Raw genomic sequence first — 19,059 nt, forward strand, 5'->3', positions numbered from 1 at the left:
CTCCTCCCCCACCGGAGCCCGTGGTCAAGGCGCCGCCGCCGCCCCCTGCACCGGACGTGGACATCGCGCTGGAGCGCGAGAAAAAACGCAAGCTCGAACTCAAGAAGAAGGAAGCCGAGCTGGCCAAGGCCAAAGCCGAGCAGGACCGGCTGAAAGAGCTTCAGGCAAAAAAAGAAAAAGAGCAGAAGCTCAAGGAAGACCTGGCCAAACGCAAGGCCGAGGAAGCGAAGAAACTCGAAGCAAAAAAAGCCGACAACAAGAAGCAGGACGCGAAAGAGGCCGAGAAGAAAAAAATGGCCGATGCGGCAGCGGAAAAGCAGCGCCAGGACAACATCAAGCGGGCCATGGGCCTGGCCGGTGCCACGGGCAGCGCCGACGCCAAGGGGTCGGCGCAAAAAGCCAGCGGCCCGTCAGCCAGCTACGGCGGCAAGGTGCGCGCCAAGGTCAAACCCAACATCGTCTTCACGGAGGACATCTCCGGCAACCCGACGGCCGAGGTCGAGGTGCGCACCGCGCTGGACGGCAGCATCATCAGCCAGCGCCTGATCAAGTCCAGCGGCAACAAAGCCTGGGACGACGCGGTGATCAAGGCCATCATCCGTACCGAAACCATGCCGCGCGACGTGGATGGCCGGGTGCCGACGCCGATGATTCTGGAATTCCGGCCCAAGGACTGAGCGCTGCTCACCTCGAGTTAGCTATCAATAAGATAGCTGTCGGCGCAACCGGAATAAGGGCTGGAACCCTTATTTACTCATAAACAATCTGCGCCAGCCCCTGGTCGGCCTGGGCCATCCAGCTGGCCAGTGCCGCGTCGGTCGGGAAAAATTTCGCGGCTTCACCGAGCTGCAGTTCGGCCGCCACGCTGCCGCGCTTGAGGCTCAGCCGCACCGGCAGGCCGCGGCTGACCTCGCCCTGCTCCGACATTTCCTTGCGCGGTGGAAAGTCCCGCACGATGCGCTGCACGTCCGGTGCCGTGCCATTGACCGCCACGCGCAGGTACTTGCCGAAGCGGCAGCGCGCCGACTCCAGGCTCCAGACCTGCGTCACCTTGAAGCGGCGCCCGAAGCGCTCCGACGCCGGCTGCAAGGTGCCCTGCACGATCACCAGTTCGTCGTCTTTCAGCAGGTTGCGGTTGGCGTTGAAGGTGGCTTCGTCCACCGAGGCTTCCAGCGTATCGGTCTTGTCGTCGAGCTTGAAGATAATCAGCTTGCCGCGGTTGCCGTTGATCACACGCAGGTCGCTGACGATGGCCGCCAGCAGCGTCTGGTCGCGCGAGTCGATCAGGTCGTCGATCTTGCGTTTGACGAACTGCCGCACCTCGGACTCGACCTCGTCGAACAAATGCCCCGAGAGATAAAAACCGATGGCGGTTTTTTCCTGCACCAGCCGCGCTTTCACGCCGAAGGGCACAGCCTCCACCAGCGGCGGCTCCTGCGTGCTGGCCGCATGCGAGTCCATGTCGAACAGGCCGCCCTGGTTGACGTTGGCCTCGGCCTGGGCGGCAAATTCGAAGGCCCGGTCCACCGAGGCCAGCAGCGACGCGCGGTTCAGTTGCAGGTTGTCGAAGGCGCCGGCCTTGATCAGGGCTTCGACCGTGCGTTTGTTCATCTTGGACTTGTCGACACGCAGGCAGAAGTCGTACAGCGAGGTGAAGGGCCCACCGGCCTCGCGCGCCGCCACGATGGCGGCAATGGCCTGCTGGCCGGTACCCTTGACGGCCCCCAGGCCGTAACGGATGCTCTTGTCCGTGATCGGCTCGAAGCGGTAGTGGCCGCGGTTGACGTCAGGAGATTCGAAGCTGATGCCCATCTTCTGCGCGTCGCCGAAAAGAATCCTCAGCTTGTCGGTGTCGCCCATCTCCACCGTCATGTTGGCGCAGAAGAATTCGGCGGTGTAATGGCGCTTGAGCCAGGCGGTGTGGTAGGCCAGCAAGGCGTAGGCGGCCGAGTGCGACTTGTTGAAGCCGTAGCCCGCGAACTTCTCCATCAGGTCGAACACCTCGTCGGCCTTTTCCTGGGACAGGCCGTTGATGCCGGCACCCTTGCGGAAAATTTCCCGCTGCGCGGCCATCTCCTTTTCGTCCTTCTTGCCCATCGCGCGGCGCAGCATGTCGGCGCCACCCAGCGAATAACCGCCCAGGATCTGCGCGGTCTGCATCACCTGCTCCTGGTAGACCATGATGCCGTAGGTCTCTTCCAGGATGGGCTTGACGCGCGGGTCCGGGTACTCGGGTGTTTCCTTGCCCTGCTTGCGCGCGATGTAGGTCGGGATCAGGTCCATCGGACCCGGCCGGTACAGCGCGTTCATCGCAATCAGGTCTTCCAGCCGGTTCGGGCGCGCGTCCTTGAGCATGCGCTGCATGCCGATACTTTCAAACTGGAACACCGCCTCGGTCTTGCCCTCGGCAAACAGCGCGTAAACGCGCTGGTCGTCCAGCGGCAGGTTCTCGAACTTGAAGTCCTTTTGCGCCGGGTGCCGCTGGACAATGAACTCGCGCGCCAGCTCCAGGATGGTCAAGGTCGCCAGGCCCAGGAAGTCGAACTTGACCAGGCCGATGGCCTCGACGTCGTTCTTGTCGAACTGGCTCACGGCCGAGGTGCTGCCGGGCTGCAGGTACAGCGGGCAGAAATCGGTGAGCTTGCCCGGCGCAATCAGCACGCCGCCGGCATGCATGCCGACGTTGCGCGTCAGGCCTTCGAGCTTGCGCGCGAGTTCGAGCAGGGTGCGAACGTCTTCTTCCTTGGCCTCGCGTTCGGCCAGCACCGGTTCGGCCTCCAGCGCGTAGACCATCTTGTCGTTTTTCTTGCGATCGGCCGGCACCAGTTGCAGAGTGACGGCCTGGCCCGGCTTGTTCGGGATCAGTTTGGAAATGCCATCGCAAAAACCGTAGGAAAAATCAAGCACCCGGCCAACGTCGCGAATCGCGGCGCGCGCCGCCATGGTGCCGAAGGTCACGATCTGGCTGACCGCCGCGTGGCCGTACTTGTCTTTCACGTAGTCGATCACGCGGTCGCGGTTGGTCTGGCAGAAGTCGATGTCGAAGTCGGGCATGGACACCCGCTCGGGGTTCAGGAAACGCTCGAACAGCAGGTTGTATTGCAGCGGATCGAGGTCGGTGATCTTCAGCGAATACGCCACCAGCGAACCGGCGCCGGAGCCCCGCCCCGGCCCGACCGGGCAGCCGTTGTTCTTGGCCCAGTTGATGAAATCGCCCACGATCAGGAAGTAGCCCGGGAAACCCATCTTCAGGATGGTGTTGATCTCGAACTCCAGCCGCTCCACGTATTGCGGCCGCTTGTCCTTGCGCACCGCCTCAATCGGATACAGATGCGCGAGCCGTTCTTCCAGCCCTTGGAACGAGGCATAACGGAAATACTCGTCGGGCGACATGCGCACGCCGTCGACCTCGGGCGTCGGGTACTCGGGCAGCATGGGCTTGCCGAGGTCGAGCTTGAGATTGCAGCGTTTGGCGATTTCCAGCGTGTTGGCCAGCGCCGAAGGCAGGTCGGCAAACAGCTCGGCCATCTGCGCCGAAGACTTGAAATACTGCTCGCGCGTGAACTTGCGCACGCGCCGCGCATTGCCGAGGATCTCGCCCTCGGCAATACAGACACGCGCCTCATGGGCCTCGTAATCCTCGTAACCGAGAAATTGCACCGGATGGGTCGCCACCACCGGCAGCTTGAGCCGGGCGGCCAGTTGCACCGCCGCCGCCACATGCTGCTCGTCGTCGGCGCGTTGCGCGCGCTGCAGCTCCAGGTAAAAACGGTGCGGAAACAGGCCCGCAAAATGCAGCGCACATTCGAGCGCGCGCGGGCCGTCGCCCTGTACCAGCGCCTGCCCCACCGCGCCACCCTGCGCCCCGGACAGGGCAATCAGGCCCTCGCCGAGCTCCTGCAGCCAGTCCAGGCTGATGATGGCCTGGTCGCGCACCACGCCCCGGGTCCAGGCCCGTGTCAGCAGCTCCGACAGATTGAGGTATCCCTGGCGGTTTTGCACCAGCAGCAGCAGCCGCGCCGGCGCCGCACCGGCGTCCTTGCCCGGCACCTGCACCCACACGTCCGCACCGATCAGCGGCTTGACCCCGGCACCGCGCGTTTCCTTGTAGAACTTGACCGTGCCGAACAGGTTGCCCAGATCGGTGATGGCCAGCGCGGGCTGGCGGTCGGCCGCTGCGGCGGCCACGATTTCGTCGATGCGGTTGGTGCCATCGACGACTGAAAACTCGGTGTGGATACGTAAATGGACAAACATGGCTTCATTTTAGGCGGCAGATGTTGCCCCCACGGTCGTTCACTGCGTGTAACTCCCTTCCCCCCGAGGGGGCCGCTGCGCCTGCGGCCCGGCCCTTCGACAGGCTCAGGACAGGCCAAGGCCGGTTCCGCGGCCCCAGCTTTGAATTGAAGGCTTGAACGCATCCTCCTAAAATGACCTGCATCATGCAGATCCTGAACATTGCCGCCTACAAGTTTGTGGCCCTCGAAGGCCTGGCGGGGCTGCAGGCCGGCGTGCGGGAAGCCCTGCAGAGCCGCGCCATCAAAGGCACGGTGCTGCTGGCCGACGAAGGCATCAACCTGTTCCTGGCCGCGCCGCGCGCCGACATTCATGATTTTTTGGCATGGTTGCGGCGCGATGCCCGTTTCCATGACCTGGAGGTCAAGGAAAGCTGGTCCCATGCCCAGCCTTTTCGCAAGCTGCTGGTCCGGATCAAGCCCGAAATCATCCGCATGAACCACCCTGCCATCCAGCCTGTGGGCGGCCGCGCCCCGGCGGTGGATGCCGCGACGCTCAAACGCTGGCTGGATGCCGGCCACGACGACGACGGCCGTCCTGTCGTGACCCTGGACACCCGCAATGCCTTCGAGGTCGACGTCGGCACCTTCCGGGGTGCGATCGACTGGCGCATCGACAAGTTCACCGAATTCCCGCAAGCCCTGCTGGCGCACCGCGCCGAACTCGAGGGCAAAACCGTGGTCAGTTTCTGCACCGGCGGCATACGCTGCGAAAAAGCCGCCATCTTCATGCGCGAGGCGGGTGTCAAGCATGTCTTCCAGCTCGACGGCGGCATCCTGAAATACTTTGAAGAAAACGGCCACGCGCATTTTGACGGCGCCTGTTTTGTCTTTGATGCGCGGCGCTCGCTGGACCCGGCCCTCCAGCCCCGCGTCAATGTCGGGGCATCGTCTGACAAGGCGGTCGCCGAAGGTGTGGGAAGCTGAACCGGCTTTCCCGGGCACTCTGGCACTTTTCCAGGCCGGTCAAGCGTCCATCCACCACGCACTGAACTGCCATGCCCACACCCACCGCCGCCCGACGCACCGCCGCAGGGATCTCCGGGCTGTCGCTGCGCTTTGAACAGGTCCGCAGCCAGACCGAACGACTCGTCCAGCCCCTGAGCGCCGAGGATTGCCAGGTGCAGTCCATGCCCGACGCCAGCCCCGCCAAATGGCATCTGGCCCACCTGACCTGGTTCTTTGAGACCTTTGTCCTCGAGCGTTTCGAAAAGAATTTCCGGCCTTTCGATGCCAGCTTCAGGGTGCTGTTCAACAGCTATTACAACGGCGTTGGCGACAAGTACCCGCGGCCGCAACGCGGCCTGATCAGCCGGCCGCCCCTGCAGCAGGTGCTGGCCTACCGGGCCGCGGTGGACGAGCGCGTGCAGGCCATCCTCCGGCAGACCCCGGCAGGTCCTGCCGAAAACGAACTGGTGCAACTGCTGACACTGGGCCTGCACCATGAGCAGCAACACCAGGAACTGCTGCTGACCGACATCAAACACGCCCTGTCCTTCAACCCGGCGCATCCGGCCTATGCCAGGCACTGGCCGCTGGCCGGCATCAGCCCGCAGCCGCTGCACTGGCTGGGCTTTGAGGGCGGACTGCGGGAGCATGGCTTCGACCCCGCCATGGACGGCGCCTTTGCCTTTGACAACGAGACGCCGCGCCACAAGGTGTATGTGGCGCCGTTTGACATCGGCCACCGGCTGGTCACCAACGGCGAAATGATGGCCTTCATGGCGGACGACGGTTACCGGCGGCCCGAGCTATGGCTGGCCATGGGCTGGGACTGGGTGCAGGGCCGCGAGGCGACGATGCCGCTGTATTGGCAGACGCCTGATACGCAGAACGGTCCGTATCGCAACTTCACGCTGCAGGGCCTGGTGCAGGTGGACCCGCACACGCCCGTCTGCCACCTCAGTTATTTCGAGGCCGACGCCTATGCACGCTGGGCCGGTGCGCGCCTTCCGACGGAGTTTGAATGGGAACTCGCCGCGCGCAGTGTGTCGGCTCCACCCGGCCAGCGGGCCGAAGGCAACTTTGTCGAAGGCGGCGCCTACCACCCGATCCCGCTGCAGCAGCGCGGCGCGGGCCACCCGGCCCAGATGTTTGGCGATGTCTGGGAGTGGACACAGTCGAACTACAACCCCTATCCCGGCTACAAGCCGTGGGAAGGACTGGTCGGCGAATACAACGGCAAATTCATGTGCAGCCAGTTCGTGCTGCGCGGCGGCTCCTGCGCCACACCGCAAAGCCACGCGCGCGCCAGCTACCGCAACTTTTTTCCGCCGGAGGCGCAGTGGCAGTTCAGCGGTTTGCGCTTGGCCCGCGACACCGGATAACGGCCGTCCGAAATTCCCCGGTGCCGCGTGTCAGTCCAGGATCAGCCTGCGCTCCGGCAGGGGAATCAGCTCCGCATCCCCAGGCACCTGGCCCATGGCCTGCCGCTCCCAGTCCTGTGCGGCCTGCCCAATCCGCTCCTTGCGGCTGGACACGAAGTTCCACCACATGAAGCGGTGGCCATCGAGCGCGTCGCCGCCTATCACCATCAGCCGCACGGCTTCGCCGGCCATGATGGATGCCGCCGCGCCCGGCGCCAGCACGACCAGCGTGTGCGCAGCCACCTGTTCGCCGTCCACCACCACCGGGCCGCCCACCGCATACACAGCCAATTCCTCGGCCAGCGGCGGCAGTTCGAACACCGCGCCGGCAGCGAGTTGCACATCGAGATAAACCGTTGTCGAGAAAGTGCGTACCGGCGAGCGCTGGCCAAACGCGTCGCCGATCAACACGCGCACCTGCGTGCCGCCCAGCACCAGCGACGGAATGGCCGACGCCGGGGTATGCACGAAATCCGGCGCGGCCTCTTCGTGCTCGCGCGGCAGGGCCGCCCACAGCTGGATGCCGTGGTTGACGTAGGTGCTTCCCTTGAGCTCCTGCGGCGCACGCTCGGAATGCACAATGCCGCGTCCGGCCGTCATCCAGTTGATGGCGCCGGGCTCGATGCGCTGGCTGAAGCCCAGGCTGTCGCGGTGCATGATGGCGCCGTCAAACAGGTAGGTCACGGTCGCCAGGCCGATGTGCGGATGCGGCCGCACATCGTGCGAGCCGCCCGGGGCCACCGTGACCGGGCCGAAATGGTCAAAAAACAGGAAGGGTCCCACCGCCTGCCGCTGCCCGGCCGGCAGCAGGCGACGCACCCGAAAGCCGCCTCCCAAGTCCTTGTCGTGTCCGGTCAATATCAGGTCAACAGGCATGGCGGTGACTCCAGCGTGGTTTCGTGAAAAAGGATCAGGAAAGGGGTCAGGAAGGGGTCAGGCGTGAAATTTTTCGGCCACATCGGCCACCCGCTGGCCGAACAGCCGGGCCGTCGCCAGGTCCCCCGCGGCCATCTCGCTGGCGCCGGCGTCGGACGGCGACTGCGCGATCGCACCGCTGTAGGACACCAGGTAGTTGATGTCGTCGCGCTGGGCGGCCTTGCTGTTCGACGGCATCAGGCCCTGGCTGACCCAGACCATGCCATGCTGCATCGCGAGCGTGAACAGCGTGGTGAGCGTGCCCTGCTTGTCGCCGTTCATGCCCGCGCTGTTGGTGAAGCCGGCGGCCAGCTTGTCCTTCCATTCCTGGCTGAACCAGGGTTTGGAGGACGCATCGGCAAACTTCTTGAACTGCCAACTCACGTTGCCCATGTAGGTCGGCGAGCCGAAGATGATGGCGCCGGCAGCCTTGAGCTGCTCCCAGCCACCTTCGGGAAGGTTGCCGTCGGCGTCGATGGCCAGCAGATCGGCGCCGGCGCCTTCAGCCACAGCCTGCGCCATGCGCTGGGTGTGCCCGTAACCGGAGTGGTAAACGACGACGACGTTGGTCATGGTGTGTTGTCCTTGAGTTCGGAAAAGAAAAAGAAAAAGAAAAAGAAAAAGGAAAAGGGAAGAAGAGAAAAGAGAAAAGAGAGAAGAGAAAGAAACACGCAGGCCGGCCATGGAGCCGGCCTGCGGGAAGCAGGTCGTGGCCTGCTGCGATCAGTCCTTCAGCTTGCCGTCCACGCTCCAGGCACCACCACCCCAGGCGGCGATGGTCAGCAGGCCGCCGACCACGGCGATGTTCTTGAAGAAGGCCTGCGACTGTGCAGGGTCGGCCCAGAAAGCGTGGAAGATGAAGGTGATGACCGCGGTGAACACGGCAATGCCGAGTGCCGCCCAGCGGGTCTGGAAGCCGATCAGCAGCAGCAGGCCCAGGCCCAGCTCAACCGCGATGGCGATCGCTGCAGCCACTTCCGGAAGGGGGACACCCTTGGAAGCGATGTAGCCTGCCGTTCCGGTGAATCCGCCAATCTTGCTGAAGCCGGCTGGAACGAACAGCAGGGCAATCAGTACGCGGCCAAGGAGGGAAAGCGGGTTTTGCAGTGAGTTGAGCATGGTGAGTCCTTTTTGTTGAGAGTGATGAAAGAAAAAAATGGGAAACGAAACGCCCGGCGGTGCAAGTCCCGGGCCACGTTGGCGTTCAGGCTGCCAGATCGAAAACCAGCACCTCAGCTTCCTGGCCATAGGCAAGCAGCAGCCGGCTTTCTGCCTCCAGCATGAGCGCGTCGCCCGCCTTCAGAGGCTGGCCGTTGACCTGGAGTTCCCCGCGCACCAGGTGCACATAGGTCTTGCGTTGCGGGTTCAGCGCCATGTCGGCCGTCTCGTCGCCGTCGAACAGGCCCGCATACACGCTGGCATCCGCGTGAATCGTCACGGAGCCCTGCGCACCGTCGGGCGATGCCACCAGCCGCAACGCGCCGCGTTTGTCGCTGTCGGAAAAACTTTTCTGCTCATAGCTGGGCGGGATGCCGGTGACATTGGGCTCGATCCATATCTGCAGGAAATGCGTGGTCTGGCCTTCGGCATGGTTGAATTCGCTGTGCTGCACACCGGTGCCCGCGCTCATGCGCTGCACATCGCCGGGCGGAATGCCCTTGACGTTGCCCATGCTGTCCTTGTGCGCCAGTTCACCGCTGAGGACATAACTGATGATTTCCATGTCCCGGTGGCCATGTGTGCCGAAGCCCTTGCCGGCAGCGATCCTGTCTTCATTGATGACGCGCAGGTTGCCAAAACCCATGTGGGCCGGGTCGTAATAACCGGCAAACGAGAAGGAATGGAAGGACTTGAGCCAGCCGTGGTCGGCATAGCCGCGCTGACTGGAAAGTCGAGGGGTCATCATGGGAAGCTCCTTTCAGGGTGCGTGTGCAATGCGTTTGCAATGCCTCCAATGTAGGGGCCGGCGCGGCCCTGGCCATTGCAGTTATTTGATGGCATCATTCAAATTATTTGAATTTTCAGCCTATCAATGAACAACCGCGTGCGCTATGCGCTGACCCCCGAAACCATCGGCCTGATCGGCACCGTGCACCGCACCGGCAGCATGGCGGCGGCCGCACGCGAGCTCGGCGTGGTGCCCAGCGCGCTGACCTACCGCATCCGCCAGGTGGAAGATGCGCTGGACGTGCTGCTGTTCGACCGCTCCTCCCGGCAGGCCAAACTGACCGAGGCGGGCAAGGAGCTGCTGCGCGAAGGCACGCGCCTGCTGGCCGAACTCGACGCTGTGGCCAACCGCGTCAAACGTGTGGCCACCGGCTGGGAGCCCCAGCTGACGCTGGCGGTGGACAGCGTGATCTCGCGCACCACCGTGATGGAATTGTGCGAGGCCTTTTTTGCACTGAACCCACCCACCCGCCTGCGGCTGCGGGAGGAAGCCCTGTCCGGCACGCTCGAAGCCCTCACCTCGGGCCAGGCCGATCTGGCCATCGGTGTGGCCATCGAGCCTGGCACCCACAAGTCGGTGCAAAGCAAGCCGCTGGGCAGCATCCATTTCATTTACGCCATCGCGCCGCACCATCCGCTGGCGCAGGCCTCCGAACCCATCACCGATGCCATGCTGATGCCGCACCGGGCGGTCGCGGTTGCCGACTCGGTGCAGCGGGGAAGCGGCGTCTCGGTCGGGCTGCTGGGCGGCCAGGACATCTTCACCGTGCCGGGCATGCAGGAAAAACTCGATGCGCAGTTGCGCGGCCTGGGCGGCGGCTTTCTGCCCGAATACCTCGCGCGGCCCCACATCGCCACCGGCAGGCTGGTTGAAAAGCGCGTGCAGCGGGCAGAACGCCACATCCCCGTCAGTTATGCCTGGCGCCGCGTGACCAGCGGCAGCGAGGGCCGCGCGCTGCAGTGGTGGCTCAAGCAGCTGGACAGCCCCGCGACGCGAAAGGCCCTGCTGGAGCGCGACCATGCTGTATAAAACCCTGACCCGCGGCGAATGTTCGGTCGGCCGGCCGCGCCAGCGTGTAGAGTGTGATCATGGTTTCCAATGATGTTTGCGCTGTGCTGCCAAAATCCGGGAAAGTCCGCCGCCCAGACCTGCAAGCCAACCGCCCCTTTCACCCCGCCATAAAAAGTACAAAGACATGACCAAAAAATCCCGTTCTGCTCCCTCTGCCACGCCCGTGCAACGCCATATCGCCGTGGTCGGCGCGGGCATGGCCGGCATCGCCTGCGCCCGCACGCTGATGCAGGCGGGCCACCGCGTGACGGTGTTTGAAAAAAGCCGCGGCCCGGGCGGGCGCATGGCCACGCGCAACACGGAATTTGGCGGTTTTGACCACGGCACGCAGTACTTCACCGTGCGTGACGCGCGCTTTGAAAAGGCGCTGGCCATCAGCCCCGGCGTGGTGCGGCCCTGGAGCGCCAACACAGTGCGCATCCTCGACGAGGCAGGCCGTGTCGTGGCGTCCGCACCGCCGCCCAGGGAAGCCCACTGGGTGGCGACACCGGGCATGAGCGCGCTGCTCAAGCAGTGGGCCCAGCCCCTGGCTGCGGCCGGCTCGCTGACGCTGGAAACCCAGGTCATCCGGATGGAACGCGACAAGCTGCACCCCGAGCGCTGGCAGCTGCAGACCGAAGGACCGGGCGCCAGCAGCCAGGTGTACTCCGGCTTCGACGCCGTGGTGCTGGCCGTGCCCGCGCCGCAGGCGCATGCCCTGCTGCTCAGTTCCCAGCAGGGCAAGGCCCTGATGCCAGCCCTCGCCGGTGTTGCCATTGCGCCCTGCTGGACCCTGATGCTGGCTTTTCCGCAAGGGCAGCAGCCAACGCTGCCGCACCTGGGGCCGCAGTGGAATGCGGCGCGCAGCACCCACCACCGCATTGCCTGGCTGGCGCGCGAATCGTCCAAGCCGGGGCGCAGCCCCATCGAACGCTGGACCGTGCAGGCCAGCCCGGACTGGTCCACGCGGCACCTGGAAGACGACGACGAGCGCATCAAGGCCAAGCTGCTCAGGGCCTTCACCGAGGTCACCGGCATACGCGCCGAGCCGCCGCATGCGGAGGTGCACCGCTGGCGTTATGCGCAAACCACCGAACCGCTGGGCCAGACCCACCTGTGGGATGCGAAATCGCGCATCGGCAGTTGCGGCGACTGGTGCGTCGGCCACCGGGCTGAAGACGCGTTTGTCTCTGGCCTGGAAATGGCATTGACCATCGCCTGATGGGCATGGGCGAGGAGCCGCGGGCCTACATCGGTCGCTTTGCGCCCTCGCCCACGGGTCCGCTGCACGCCGGCTCGCTCGTCGCCGCGCTGGCGAGCTGGCTTGATGCGCGGGCGCAGGGTGGCCAGTGGCTGGTGCGTATCGAGGACATCGACACACCACGCTGCGTGCCCGGCGCCGACGCCCTGATCCTGCAGCAGCTGGCCGCCTGCGGACTGCGGCCGGATGCGCCGCCGCTGTACCAGTCACAGCGCAGCAGCCACTACCAGGCCGCCCTGGACCAGCTGATCGCCGCCCAGCTCGCCTACCCCTGCGCCTGCACCCGGCAGGACATTGCACGGACACTGGAGTCCCGTGGCATGCCGCGGCCACGCCACGGCGAACTGGTGTACCCCGGCACCTGCCGTCACGGCCTGCAGGGTCGCCCCGCACGGGCGTGGCGCTTCCTCACTGAAAATACAAAGCCAAATCGGCGTCCAGCCCTTATCGCACGGTCGCAAGCAGCTCCTGATTCAGTAGCAGACCAGATCCTCCACTGGCAGGACCGCCGGCTCGGCGCGCAGCAGCAGGACGTCGCGCAGGAGGTCGGCGACTTTGTGCTCAAGCGCGCCGATGGCCTGTGGGCCTACCAGCTCGCCGTGGTGGTGGACGACGGCGCGCAGGGCATCACCGACATCGTCCGCGGGGAAGACCTGGCCGACAACACGGCGCGGCAAATCCTGCTGCAACGCGCGCTGGGCCTGCCCTTGCCGCGTTACCTGCACACGCCGCTGGTGCTCGGGGTCAACGGTGAAAAGCTGTCCAAGCAGAACGGCGCCCAGCCCCTGGACACCCACGCGCCGCTGGTTTGCCTGGGTGCAGCAGGCCGCGTGCTGGGGCTGCAGATCGCCGCGGCCAGCACCGGCGACTGGCTGGCGCACGCTGTGCCGCAGTGGGCCGCGCTGTACCCCGCCTGAAGGCGGCGCGTGTCCCGCGATCTGCGTGCGACCCGAGCGCCTAAAATCAGGGGGTGACTGAAACAACTCCCCCCCGCGACCCGACCCGCCCAGTGCCTGACGCCGTCTACCCCCCGCGCACCATCCGCAGCTTTGTCCGCCGCACCGGCCGCACCACCGCCGGCCAGGCCAAGGCCTTCACCGATGCCGGCCCGAAATTCCTGCGGCCCTATGCTGCAGCGCCGGTGGATCTGGAGGCGGTGTTCGGGCGCGCAGCGCCTACCATCCTGGAGATCGGCTTCGGCATGGGTGAAGCCACGGCGCATATTGCGGCGCTGATGCCGGAGAAAAACTTCCTCTGCTGCGAAGTGCACACGCCCGGCGTTGGCGCCTTGCTCAAACGCATTGGCGAGCAGGACCTGGAAAACATCCGCATCCTGCAACACGATGCGGTGGAAGTGCTGGACCACATGTTGCCCCCTGGCAGCCTGGACGGCGTGCACATTTTTTTCCCCGATCCCTGGCACAAGAAAAAACACAACAAGCGCCGGCTGATCCAGCCGCCGCTGATTGCCAAACTCGCCGCCCGCCTCAAGCCGGGCGGCTACCTGCACTGCGCCACCGACTGGCAGCCCTATGCCGAGCAGATTCTCGAGGTGCTCAGCGCCGAACCCCTGCTGAAAAACACGGCGGACGACAGCCAGGGCGGTTATGCCCCCAAGCCCGCCTACCGGCCGCTCACCAAGTTCGAAAACCGCGGCATCAAGCTCGGGCATGGCGTCTGGGACGTGGTGTTCGAGCGCGTGTGAAAGACAAGCCCGCGCTCGGCGGCCTGCCCACGCGCGAAGGTGTCGGCCCAAGCTGTGTCAGCCTGCCTGCCGGCCACTGGCCCACCATCACCGACTTTCTGGTCCAGCGTTTTCCTGACATTCCGCGTGCGATGTGGCTGGAACGCATGGCCGCTGGTGAGGTTTTCGATGAGTTCGGCGAGGCGGTCACGCCGGCGCGCGCCTACCGCGGCCACATGCGGCTGTATTACTACCGCACCCTGCCAGCGGAGACGCGCATTCCCTTTGACGAAGAACTGCTGTTCCAGGACGACCACCTGGTCGTGGTCGACAAGCCGCATTTTTTGCCGGTCACACCATCGGGCCACTACCTGCAGGAGACCCTGCTGGTGCGCCTGAAAAACCGGTTGGGCATCGCGGGGCTCAGTCCCATCCACCGGATTGACCGCGAAACGGCCGGGCTGGTGCTGTTTTCAGTGCAACCGCAGGAGCGCGCTGCCTACCAGGACCTGTTCCGCCAACGGGAGGTCAGCAAATGGTATGAAGCGATTGCGCCCTGGCGACCGGAGCTGACGTTTCCGCGAGTCTCTACCAGCCGCATCGTGGAAGGCCAGCCCTTTTTCCGCCAGGCCGAAGTGGCCGGCGCAGCCAACAGCGAAACCCGCATCGAGTTGCTCGAAGTCAGCGGGCCGCTGGCACGTTACGGCCTGAGCCCGGTCACCGGCAAGAAACACCAGTTGCGCGTGCACATGTATGCGCTGGGCCTGCCCATCGTGAATGACCGGGTCTACCCACCGCTGGACCCCACCCCGGAAGACGATTACCGCTATCCGCTGCAACTGCTGGCCCAAAGCATCGCCTTTGACGATCCCTTCACCGGCGAGCGACGGCAGTTCAGCAGCAGGCGCAAGCTCGAGATGCCCTGAGCAGCAGCGCCAACCCGGTTTGCCGGGCAGCAACGCAGCACCCCATCGGGCACAAAAAGCTATAGGCGGGGGAGAACCAGGGACTTATTTCAAGCCGGGGCCGCGGAACCGGCCTTGGCCTGTCCTGAGCCTGTCGAAGGACCGGGCCGCAGGCGCAGCGGCCCCCTCGGGGGGCAGCGCAGTACACGCAGTGACAAGCGTGGGGGCTCAAACTTCTTTCGCCGTGATCTGGTACTTGAAGTCATCCGGCGCGTAGGAGTCGAGACGCCCGCCCGCGTCTTCTGCCACCGGGTACATGAAAAAGCCCAGCTTCTCGAGTTTCGAATTCGGCAGGGCAATGTCGTGGGCGGTGTTGTAGGCCATCCAGTTGCCTTCCCAGCCGCCGAACAGCGCCTTGTTGACCGGCGCCACCACCGGGTCGGTGGTGTTCTTGATCCAGTCGGCCGTTTCCAGACGCATTACCTTGGCCACGTCGGCCGGGTCCATCGCCACCCAGCCGTAACCCTTGAGGAACACTTCCGAACGGCAGTGCTGCGCGCCTTTGAGGCTGACGGGGTTGCCGCTGAGCTCCTTGTAGCCAAAGCTGGAGGGCACCAGGCGGATGCCGTACACGTCGCGCGCCGGAATGCCGACCGAGCGGCACAGGCCGACAAACAGCGCGTTCAGGTCGGCGCACTTGCCGCCCAGGTTGCCGGTTTCCAGCATGGTCTTGATGTCGCCTTCGCCGCAGCCGCGCACCTTGGGGTCACGGTAGGTGTTGGCCACGATCCAGTCGTAGAGCTTCTGCGTTTTTTCAACGTCGGTTCTTGCGCCGGCGATGGCTTTCTGCGCCGTCGCACGGACGATGCCGTCGGTCGGCAGGAACTTCGTCGGACGCGTGAAGTAGCGCAGCGTGTCGGCATCTTCGCGCACCGCGGTTTTGTGCGACCAGTCGACCGCACGGCCCTGGGTTTGCACGCGGCTCGTCAGTTCGACAAAAGGCTGGGCCTGGCCCGCGGCAAATTCGGCGTACAGCATCTTGGCGCCGTCCACGCCATCGTCGGTCAGGTCGGTTTTTCCGTTGCTCGAAAAGCTGTTGCCCTGCGACCGCTGGTAGTCGCTGTTGACCGATGGAATCGGCAGCCAGACCTTGGCGGCGCCCTGGGGCTTGACGAGGTCGACCCGTGTCGTCACGTCAAAGGTGCGCCAAGCGCCGCTCTGGGGCGCGAAGAGGCGGCGTGGCGCAGCCTGGGCGAAACTGAGCGCAGGCAATGCGGTCGCCATGGCAACTGCGGCGGTATTTTTCAGGAAGGTACGGCGTACGGTGGTCATCAAAAGAACTCCGGAAGGTGGGTGGGCAGACGTGACCGGGCATGAGAAGGTGCACCGGGATGTCCATGCGGCGAAAAGCAGAAAGCCTGCGCCGAGGAGCAATTATGGCGGCGATCGTGGTGCCGGTCATGAAGGTGGAAAGGGCTCGGTTATATTTATCAGGCAACCTTCCTGGCGTCCCGCGCGCCATCAAAGTTGCAGGCTCTAACGATAACGAAACATAAAAGCCGGAGACGATGGCATGGGCAAATCGGGCAAACAACCAGCGGGGCCGCAAGGCATCCTGCTACGCGGGACCGCCGGCCAGGGGCCGGCGGCGACGCTGCAGGCGGTGCTGACGCGGCTGGACGCGCAGGACCTGGCGCACTGCGTGTGCTGCACGGAAGGCGACGATGGCGCCGGCCACTTCATCCGGATCAGCCTCAGCGCGGAACAGGGCGAGGCCTGGGCCCCCGGCTACGACACACTCGCGCTGGCTCGCAGGCTGCAGCTGGAAACCGACGACGAACCGGCCGACCTGACCCGCGAGATCGTGGCAGCCATGCTGATGGGGCCGGTGGCCTTTGAATTTCCCAGCCTGGATGAACTGGCGTGCGCCGTCCGCATTCGCCACAACATCGCGCGGGCGGCCCGCAAGACCAGCCTGTCCTTTCACACCAGCCAGGCGGAACGGCCGGAGGACTGCTGGACCTACAGGAAGGACATCGGTTTTGTCATCCGGCCCGGCGTGTCGCTGATCGCCGCCCTGGCCAAGGCGACCCAGCCCGAGGTGTCCGGCACGCTGTATTCCTTCTCCTGTTATCGCGCCACCGAATACGTGATGCTGCTGGGCATTGCCGAGGAACTGGCGCATTGCAACCCCGCCCTGTATGCGCAATTGCAGACGCTCTGGGCGGCACGGCCCATCATGTCGGGCCAGTTTCACGATGTTTTTTTGCGCGAACAGGGATCGATGGAGGCGCCCCTGCCTCCGCATTATTTTGTGCCGGGCGACCGAACCTGGTTCCGCAATCCCGACGAAGCCTCGGCCGAGGCTTCGGGTTATGAAGGCTCCTGGGTGATTTACCTCGGTGGGGGCCAGTTCAGCAACTTCTGGAAACGCGAGAAGCCCTACACGCTGGCCGACAAATGTCTGGAAATCTACCAGTGGCGCAACGCGCTGTACCGGGACCCGGAAGGCGATGAACGCATCGATGAAGCCAAGGTCGAAACGCTGGTGGCGGCCACGCAACAGGATGAGCCCGCGCTTGAACGCATCCTGGCCCTCATGCAGCGCTACCGCGAACCGCGCGGCGTGTACCGCGACGGTGGCTGCCTCGACACCACGCGGGAGTTTGCGCGCTGGGTCTGCCCCGGCACCACGGACCTCGTCCTGCCGCTGGAATGAGGCGGCTCAGCTCTTGAGCAGGGCCTCGATCCACTGGGTCGCGGCGGCGCCGGTCCAGTCGACCTCGCCCTGCACACGCTGGCGCGGCAGGCCCTGCCGGTCCACCAGCACCGTGGTGGGAAACACCTTGACGCCCCAGGCACGTGCCGTCTGGCCCTGCGGATCGAGCAGCACGGGCAGGCTCAGCCCGGTGCTGGCTGCGAACTGGATGGCACGTGTCGGGTGTTCCTTGAAATTGATGGCCAGTATCAGCAGCTTGTCGGAGCCGTAGAAATCAGCGATTTGCTGCAGGGTCGGCATTTCCGCGCGGCAGGGCTCGCACCAGCTGGCCCAGAAATTGAGCAGCACCGCACGGCCCCGGAGTTCGGACAGGCGCCAGGTCCTGCCCTGGGTGTCGACCGCCTGCAGCGACGGGACAGCGCCCTGCCAGGGCGACACCGCGTAAGTGGCTTCGCCCGCGGCAAGGGCATCCAGCCCCAGCAGCGACGTACCGGCCGCGCAGGCGACGCCCTGCAGAAAAAGACGCCTGGACGCCATCGGGTGTGGGAATGAAGACATGGTCACGCCAAGCTTAGCAGGGCCTGATTAATACAGTCCGGCACAGGGCATCCGGGATGCGCAGACAATCAACCGGCACTCACCCCCTTGCCAGCAAAGCGAAACAGTCTTACAAAGGCAGGTCGTGCCCTGCAGTAAATTGCCTGAACCCACACCAGCACACGCTGAACCGATTTTGAACTTTCCCCTTCCCCACCCCGGGCTCGCCCTTGCGCCTGCGTCGCCGCAGTTCATCGACCGCTACAACGCGTCCGGCCATGGGCAGCCCGGCGCTGCACGTGAACTGGCGGACGGACTGCGCGCGGCCGCCGCGAGTGTGTCACCCAAATATTTCTACGACGCCCTGGGCTCGCAACTCTTTGAAGCCATCACCCTTCTCGACGAGTACTACCCGACACGTACCGAGGCCGGCATTTTCGAGGCGGCCCACGGCCACATGGCGGCGGCGCTGGCCGGCGCCGGCATCACCCGCCCCTGCCTGATCGACCTGGGTGCCGGCAGCTGCGCCAAAGCCATGCGGCTGATCCCGCACCTGCAGCCCGGGCAGTATGTGCCGGTGGACATTTCGGTGGACTTTCTGCGCGACGCTGCGGAACAGGTGCAAAACACCTATCCGGAGCTGTCCATTGTTGGCGTTGGCATGGATTTTTCGGCCGCGCTGGTGCTCCCGCCGCAAGTGCAACGCCAGGACCGCGTGTTTTTCTACCCCGGCTCCAGCATCGGGAATTTTTCGCCGGACCAGGCGCTGGCGTTTTTGCAGCGCATCGCCGACCCGGCACAAGGCGCTGCACGCGGCCTGCTACTCGGCATCGACCTGGTCAAGGACAAGGCCACGCTGGAAGCCGCCTACGACGACGCGCTGGGCGTCACCGCTGCCTTCAACAAAAACCTGCTGCGCCACGTCAACACGCTGCTGGGCGCCGACTTCGACCCGCATCAATGGCGCCATGTCGCCCGGTTCAACGAGGCGCAGTCGCGCATCGAGATGCATCTGGAGGCGCGCTGTGAACTGACCGTGCATTGGCCGGACGGAGAGCGACGTTTCGGGACGGGGGAGCGCATCCACACCGAGAGCTCGTACAAATACACGCTGGACAGCATGTCAGCGCTGCTGCGGCAGGCGGGCTTTTCGCAGATCAAACCCTGGACCGATCCGAAGGACTGGTTTGCGGTGTTCTGGGCGTCGGTTTAAGTCGATCAAACCTGCTGCTGTTTGATCCGGCCGCTCGTGGTTGGCCTGCAATCCGGGTTTCGCTGTGGTGGACAAGGTACTTTTCTGGTCCATGTCGCAGGCATCACGCTGCGCCTCGGGCTTGCCCTGGGGCAGTAGGTCCAACTCCCCACGCCCTCCCCCCGCC

Annotated in this window: 17 protein-coding genes; 10 read left to right on the forward strand and 7 right to left on the reverse strand. The window is 64.9% G+C overall.

What is annotated here, in order from left to right:
• The coding region (locus tag B7G52_RS21490) for a cell envelope integrity protein TolA (RefSeq protein WP_141397521.1) at positions 1-677 on the forward strand (677 nt) is incomplete at its 5' end.
• Between the two features lie 73 nt (positions 678-750).
• Here the strand turns inward: B7G52_RS21490 and dnaE are convergent.
• Positions 751-4,257, reverse strand: coding sequence for a DNA polymerase III subunit alpha (gene dnaE, locus B7G52_RS21495; RefSeq protein WP_096699714.1), 3,507 nt, complete (start codon positions 4,255-4,257; stop codon positions 751-753).
• 185 nt (positions 4,258-4,442) lie between these two features.
• Between dnaE and B7G52_RS21500 the strand changes: the two genes are divergently transcribed.
• Both B7G52_RS21500 and egtB read left to right on the forward strand, forming a co-directional pair.
• Positions 4,443-5,222: a sulfurtransferase gene (locus B7G52_RS21500; RefSeq protein ID WP_170954838.1), complete on the forward strand. Its 780-nt coding sequence runs from the start codon at positions 4,443-4,445 to the stop codon at positions 5,220-5,222.
• A 71-nt stretch (positions 5,223-5,293) separates the two neighbouring features.
• The gene (egtB, locus tag B7G52_RS21505) at positions 5,294-6,622 is read left to right on the forward strand and encodes an ergothioneine biosynthesis protein EgtB (RefSeq protein WP_096699715.1); all 1,329 of its coding nucleotides are present in this window, start codon (positions 5,294-5,296) and stop codon (positions 6,620-6,622) included.
• Positions 6,623-6,652: 30 nt separating this feature from the next.
• Here the strand turns inward: egtB and B7G52_RS21510 are convergent, their stop codons facing one another.
• From B7G52_RS21510 to B7G52_RS21525, 4 genes are all read right to left on the reverse strand, one after another.
• Positions 6,653-7,537, reverse strand: a complete 885-nt coding sequence (locus B7G52_RS21510; RefSeq protein ID WP_096699716.1) for a pirin family protein — start codon at positions 7,535-7,537, stop codon at positions 6,653-6,655.
• 57 nt (positions 7,538-7,594) lie between these two features.
• A complete protein-coding gene (locus B7G52_RS21515) occupies positions 7,595-8,149 on the reverse strand; it encodes a flavodoxin family protein (RefSeq protein ID WP_096699717.1) in 555 nt (184 codons plus the stop codon).
• Between the two features lie 150 nt (positions 8,150-8,299).
• On the reverse strand, positions 8,300-8,695 hold the full coding sequence (locus tag B7G52_RS21520) for a DoxX family protein (protein WP_096699718.1): 396 nt from the start codon (positions 8,693-8,695) through the stop codon (positions 8,300-8,302).
• An 85-nt stretch (positions 8,696-8,780) separates the two neighbouring features.
• A complete protein-coding gene (locus B7G52_RS21525) occupies positions 8,781-9,482 on the reverse strand; it encodes a pirin family protein (RefSeq protein ID WP_096699719.1) in 702 nt (233 codons plus the stop codon).
• 126 nt (positions 9,483-9,608) lie between these two features.
• On the opposite strand from B7G52_RS21525, the gene B7G52_RS21530 reads away from it, so the two are divergent.
• From B7G52_RS21530 to B7G52_RS21550, 5 genes are all read left to right on the forward strand, one after another.
• Positions 9,609-10,553: a LysR family transcriptional regulator gene (locus tag B7G52_RS21530; protein ID WP_096699720.1), complete on the forward strand. Its 945-nt coding sequence runs from the start codon at positions 9,609-9,611 to the stop codon at positions 10,551-10,553.
• 166 nt (positions 10,554-10,719) lie between these two features.
• Positions 10,720-11,796 carry an NAD(P)/FAD-dependent oxidoreductase gene (locus B7G52_RS21535; protein WP_141397522.1) on the forward strand — a complete coding sequence of 359 codons (1,077 nt, stop codon included), beginning with the start codon at positions 10,720-10,722 and terminating at the stop codon, positions 11,794-11,796.
• Between the two features lie 5 nt (positions 11,797-11,801).
• Positions 11,802-12,752, forward strand: coding sequence for a tRNA glutamyl-Q(34) synthetase GluQRS (gluQRS, locus tag B7G52_RS21540; protein WP_096699729.1), 951 nt, complete (start codon positions 11,802-11,804; stop codon positions 12,750-12,752).
• A gap of 53 nt (positions 12,753-12,805) precedes the next feature.
• On the forward strand, positions 12,806-13,540 hold the full coding sequence (gene trmB / locus B7G52_RS21545; protein ID WP_096699721.1) for a tRNA (guanosine(46)-N7)-methyltransferase TrmB: 735 nt from the start codon (positions 12,806-12,808) through the stop codon (positions 13,538-13,540).
• Positions 13,537-14,445 carry an RluA family pseudouridine synthase gene (locus B7G52_RS21550; RefSeq protein WP_096699722.1) on the forward strand — a complete coding sequence of 303 codons (909 nt, stop codon included), beginning with the start codon at positions 13,537-13,539 and terminating at the stop codon, positions 14,443-14,445. Before trmB ends, B7G52_RS21550 begins: the two co-directional genes overlap by 4 nt.
• Positions 14,446-14,652: 207 nt before the next feature.
• On the opposite strand, the gene B7G52_RS21555 is transcribed toward B7G52_RS21550, so the two are convergent.
• A complete protein-coding gene (locus tag B7G52_RS21555; protein WP_096699723.1) occupies positions 14,653-15,756 on the reverse strand; it encodes a transglutaminase-like domain-containing protein in 1,104 nt (367 codons plus the stop codon).
• A gap of 241 nt (positions 15,757-15,997) precedes the next feature.
• On the opposite strand from B7G52_RS21555, the gene B7G52_RS21560 reads away from it, so the two are divergent.
• On the forward strand, positions 15,998-17,143 hold the full coding sequence (locus B7G52_RS21560) for a hypothetical protein (RefSeq protein ID WP_096699724.1): 1,146 nt from the start codon (positions 15,998-16,000) through the stop codon (positions 17,141-17,143).
• A gap of 6 nt (positions 17,144-17,149) precedes the next feature.
• Here the strand turns inward: B7G52_RS21560 and B7G52_RS21565 are convergent, their stop codons facing one another.
• Positions 17,150-17,701: a TlpA disulfide reductase family protein gene (locus tag B7G52_RS21565; RefSeq protein ID WP_240523575.1), complete on the reverse strand. Its 552-nt coding sequence runs from the start codon at positions 17,699-17,701 to the stop codon at positions 17,150-17,152.
• 175 nt (positions 17,702-17,876) lie between these two features.
• Here B7G52_RS21565 and egtD point away from each other — a divergent pair, with 175 nt between their 5' ends.
• Positions 17,877-18,893, forward strand: coding sequence for an L-histidine N(alpha)-methyltransferase (egtD, locus tag B7G52_RS21570; protein ID WP_096699726.1), 1,017 nt, complete (start codon positions 17,877-17,879; stop codon positions 18,891-18,893).
• Positions 18,894-19,059: the final 166 nt, after the last annotated feature.

Origin of the sequence: Polaromonas sp. AER18D-145, from assembly GCF_002379095.1 — a bacterium.
GTDB lineage: Bacteria > Pseudomonadota > Gammaproteobacteria > Burkholderiales > Burkholderiaceae_C > Polaromonas.

Bases quoted from the DNA above. Each gene is read 5' to 3' on its own strand.
- B7G52_RS21500 (WP_170954838.1), top strand. From the start codon at position 4,443: ATGCAGATCCTGAACATTGCCGCCTACAAGTTTGTGGCCCTCGAAGGC.
- B7G52_RS21515 (WP_096699717.1), bottom strand. From the start codon at position 8,149: ATGACCAACGTCGTCGTCGTTTACCACTCCGGTTACGGGCACACCCAG.
- B7G52_RS21535 (WP_141397522.1), top strand. From the start codon at position 10,720: ATGACCAAAAAATCCCGTTCTGCTCCCTCTGCCACGCCCGTGCAACGC.
- B7G52_RS21555 (WP_096699723.1), bottom strand. From the start codon at position 15,756: ATGACCACCGTACGCCGTACCTTCCTGAAAAATACCGCCGCAGTTGCC.
- gluQRS (WP_096699729.1), top strand. From the start codon at position 11,802: ATGGGCGAGGAGCCGCGGGCCTACATCGGTCGCTTTGCGCCCTCGCCC.
- egtB (WP_096699715.1), top strand. From the start codon at position 5,294: ATGCCCACACCCACCGCCGCCCGACGCACCGCCGCAGGGATCTCCGGG.
- B7G52_RS21565 (WP_240523575.1), bottom strand. From the start codon at position 17,701: ATGTCTTCATTCCCACACCCGATGGCGTCCAGGCGTCTTTTTCTGCAG.
- B7G52_RS21510 (WP_096699716.1), bottom strand. From the start codon at position 7,537: ATGCCTGTTGACCTGATATTGACCGGACACGACAAGGACTTGGGAGGC.
- B7G52_RS21520 (WP_096699718.1), bottom strand. From the start codon at position 8,695: ATGCTCAACTCACTGCAAAACCCGCTTTCCCTCCTTGGCCGCGTACTG.
- dnaE (WP_096699714.1), bottom strand. From the start codon at position 4,257: ATGTTTGTCCATTTACGTATCCACACCGAGTTTTCAGTCGTCGATGGC.
- B7G52_RS21530 (WP_096699720.1), top strand. From the start codon at position 9,609: ATGAACAACCGCGTGCGCTATGCGCTGACCCCCGAAACCATCGGCCTG.
- B7G52_RS21560 (WP_096699724.1), top strand. From the start codon at position 15,998: ATGGGCAAATCGGGCAAACAACCAGCGGGGCCGCAAGGCATCCTGCTA.
- B7G52_RS21525 (WP_096699719.1), bottom strand. From the start codon at position 9,482: ATGATGACCCCTCGACTTTCCAGTCAGCGCGGCTATGCCGACCACGGC.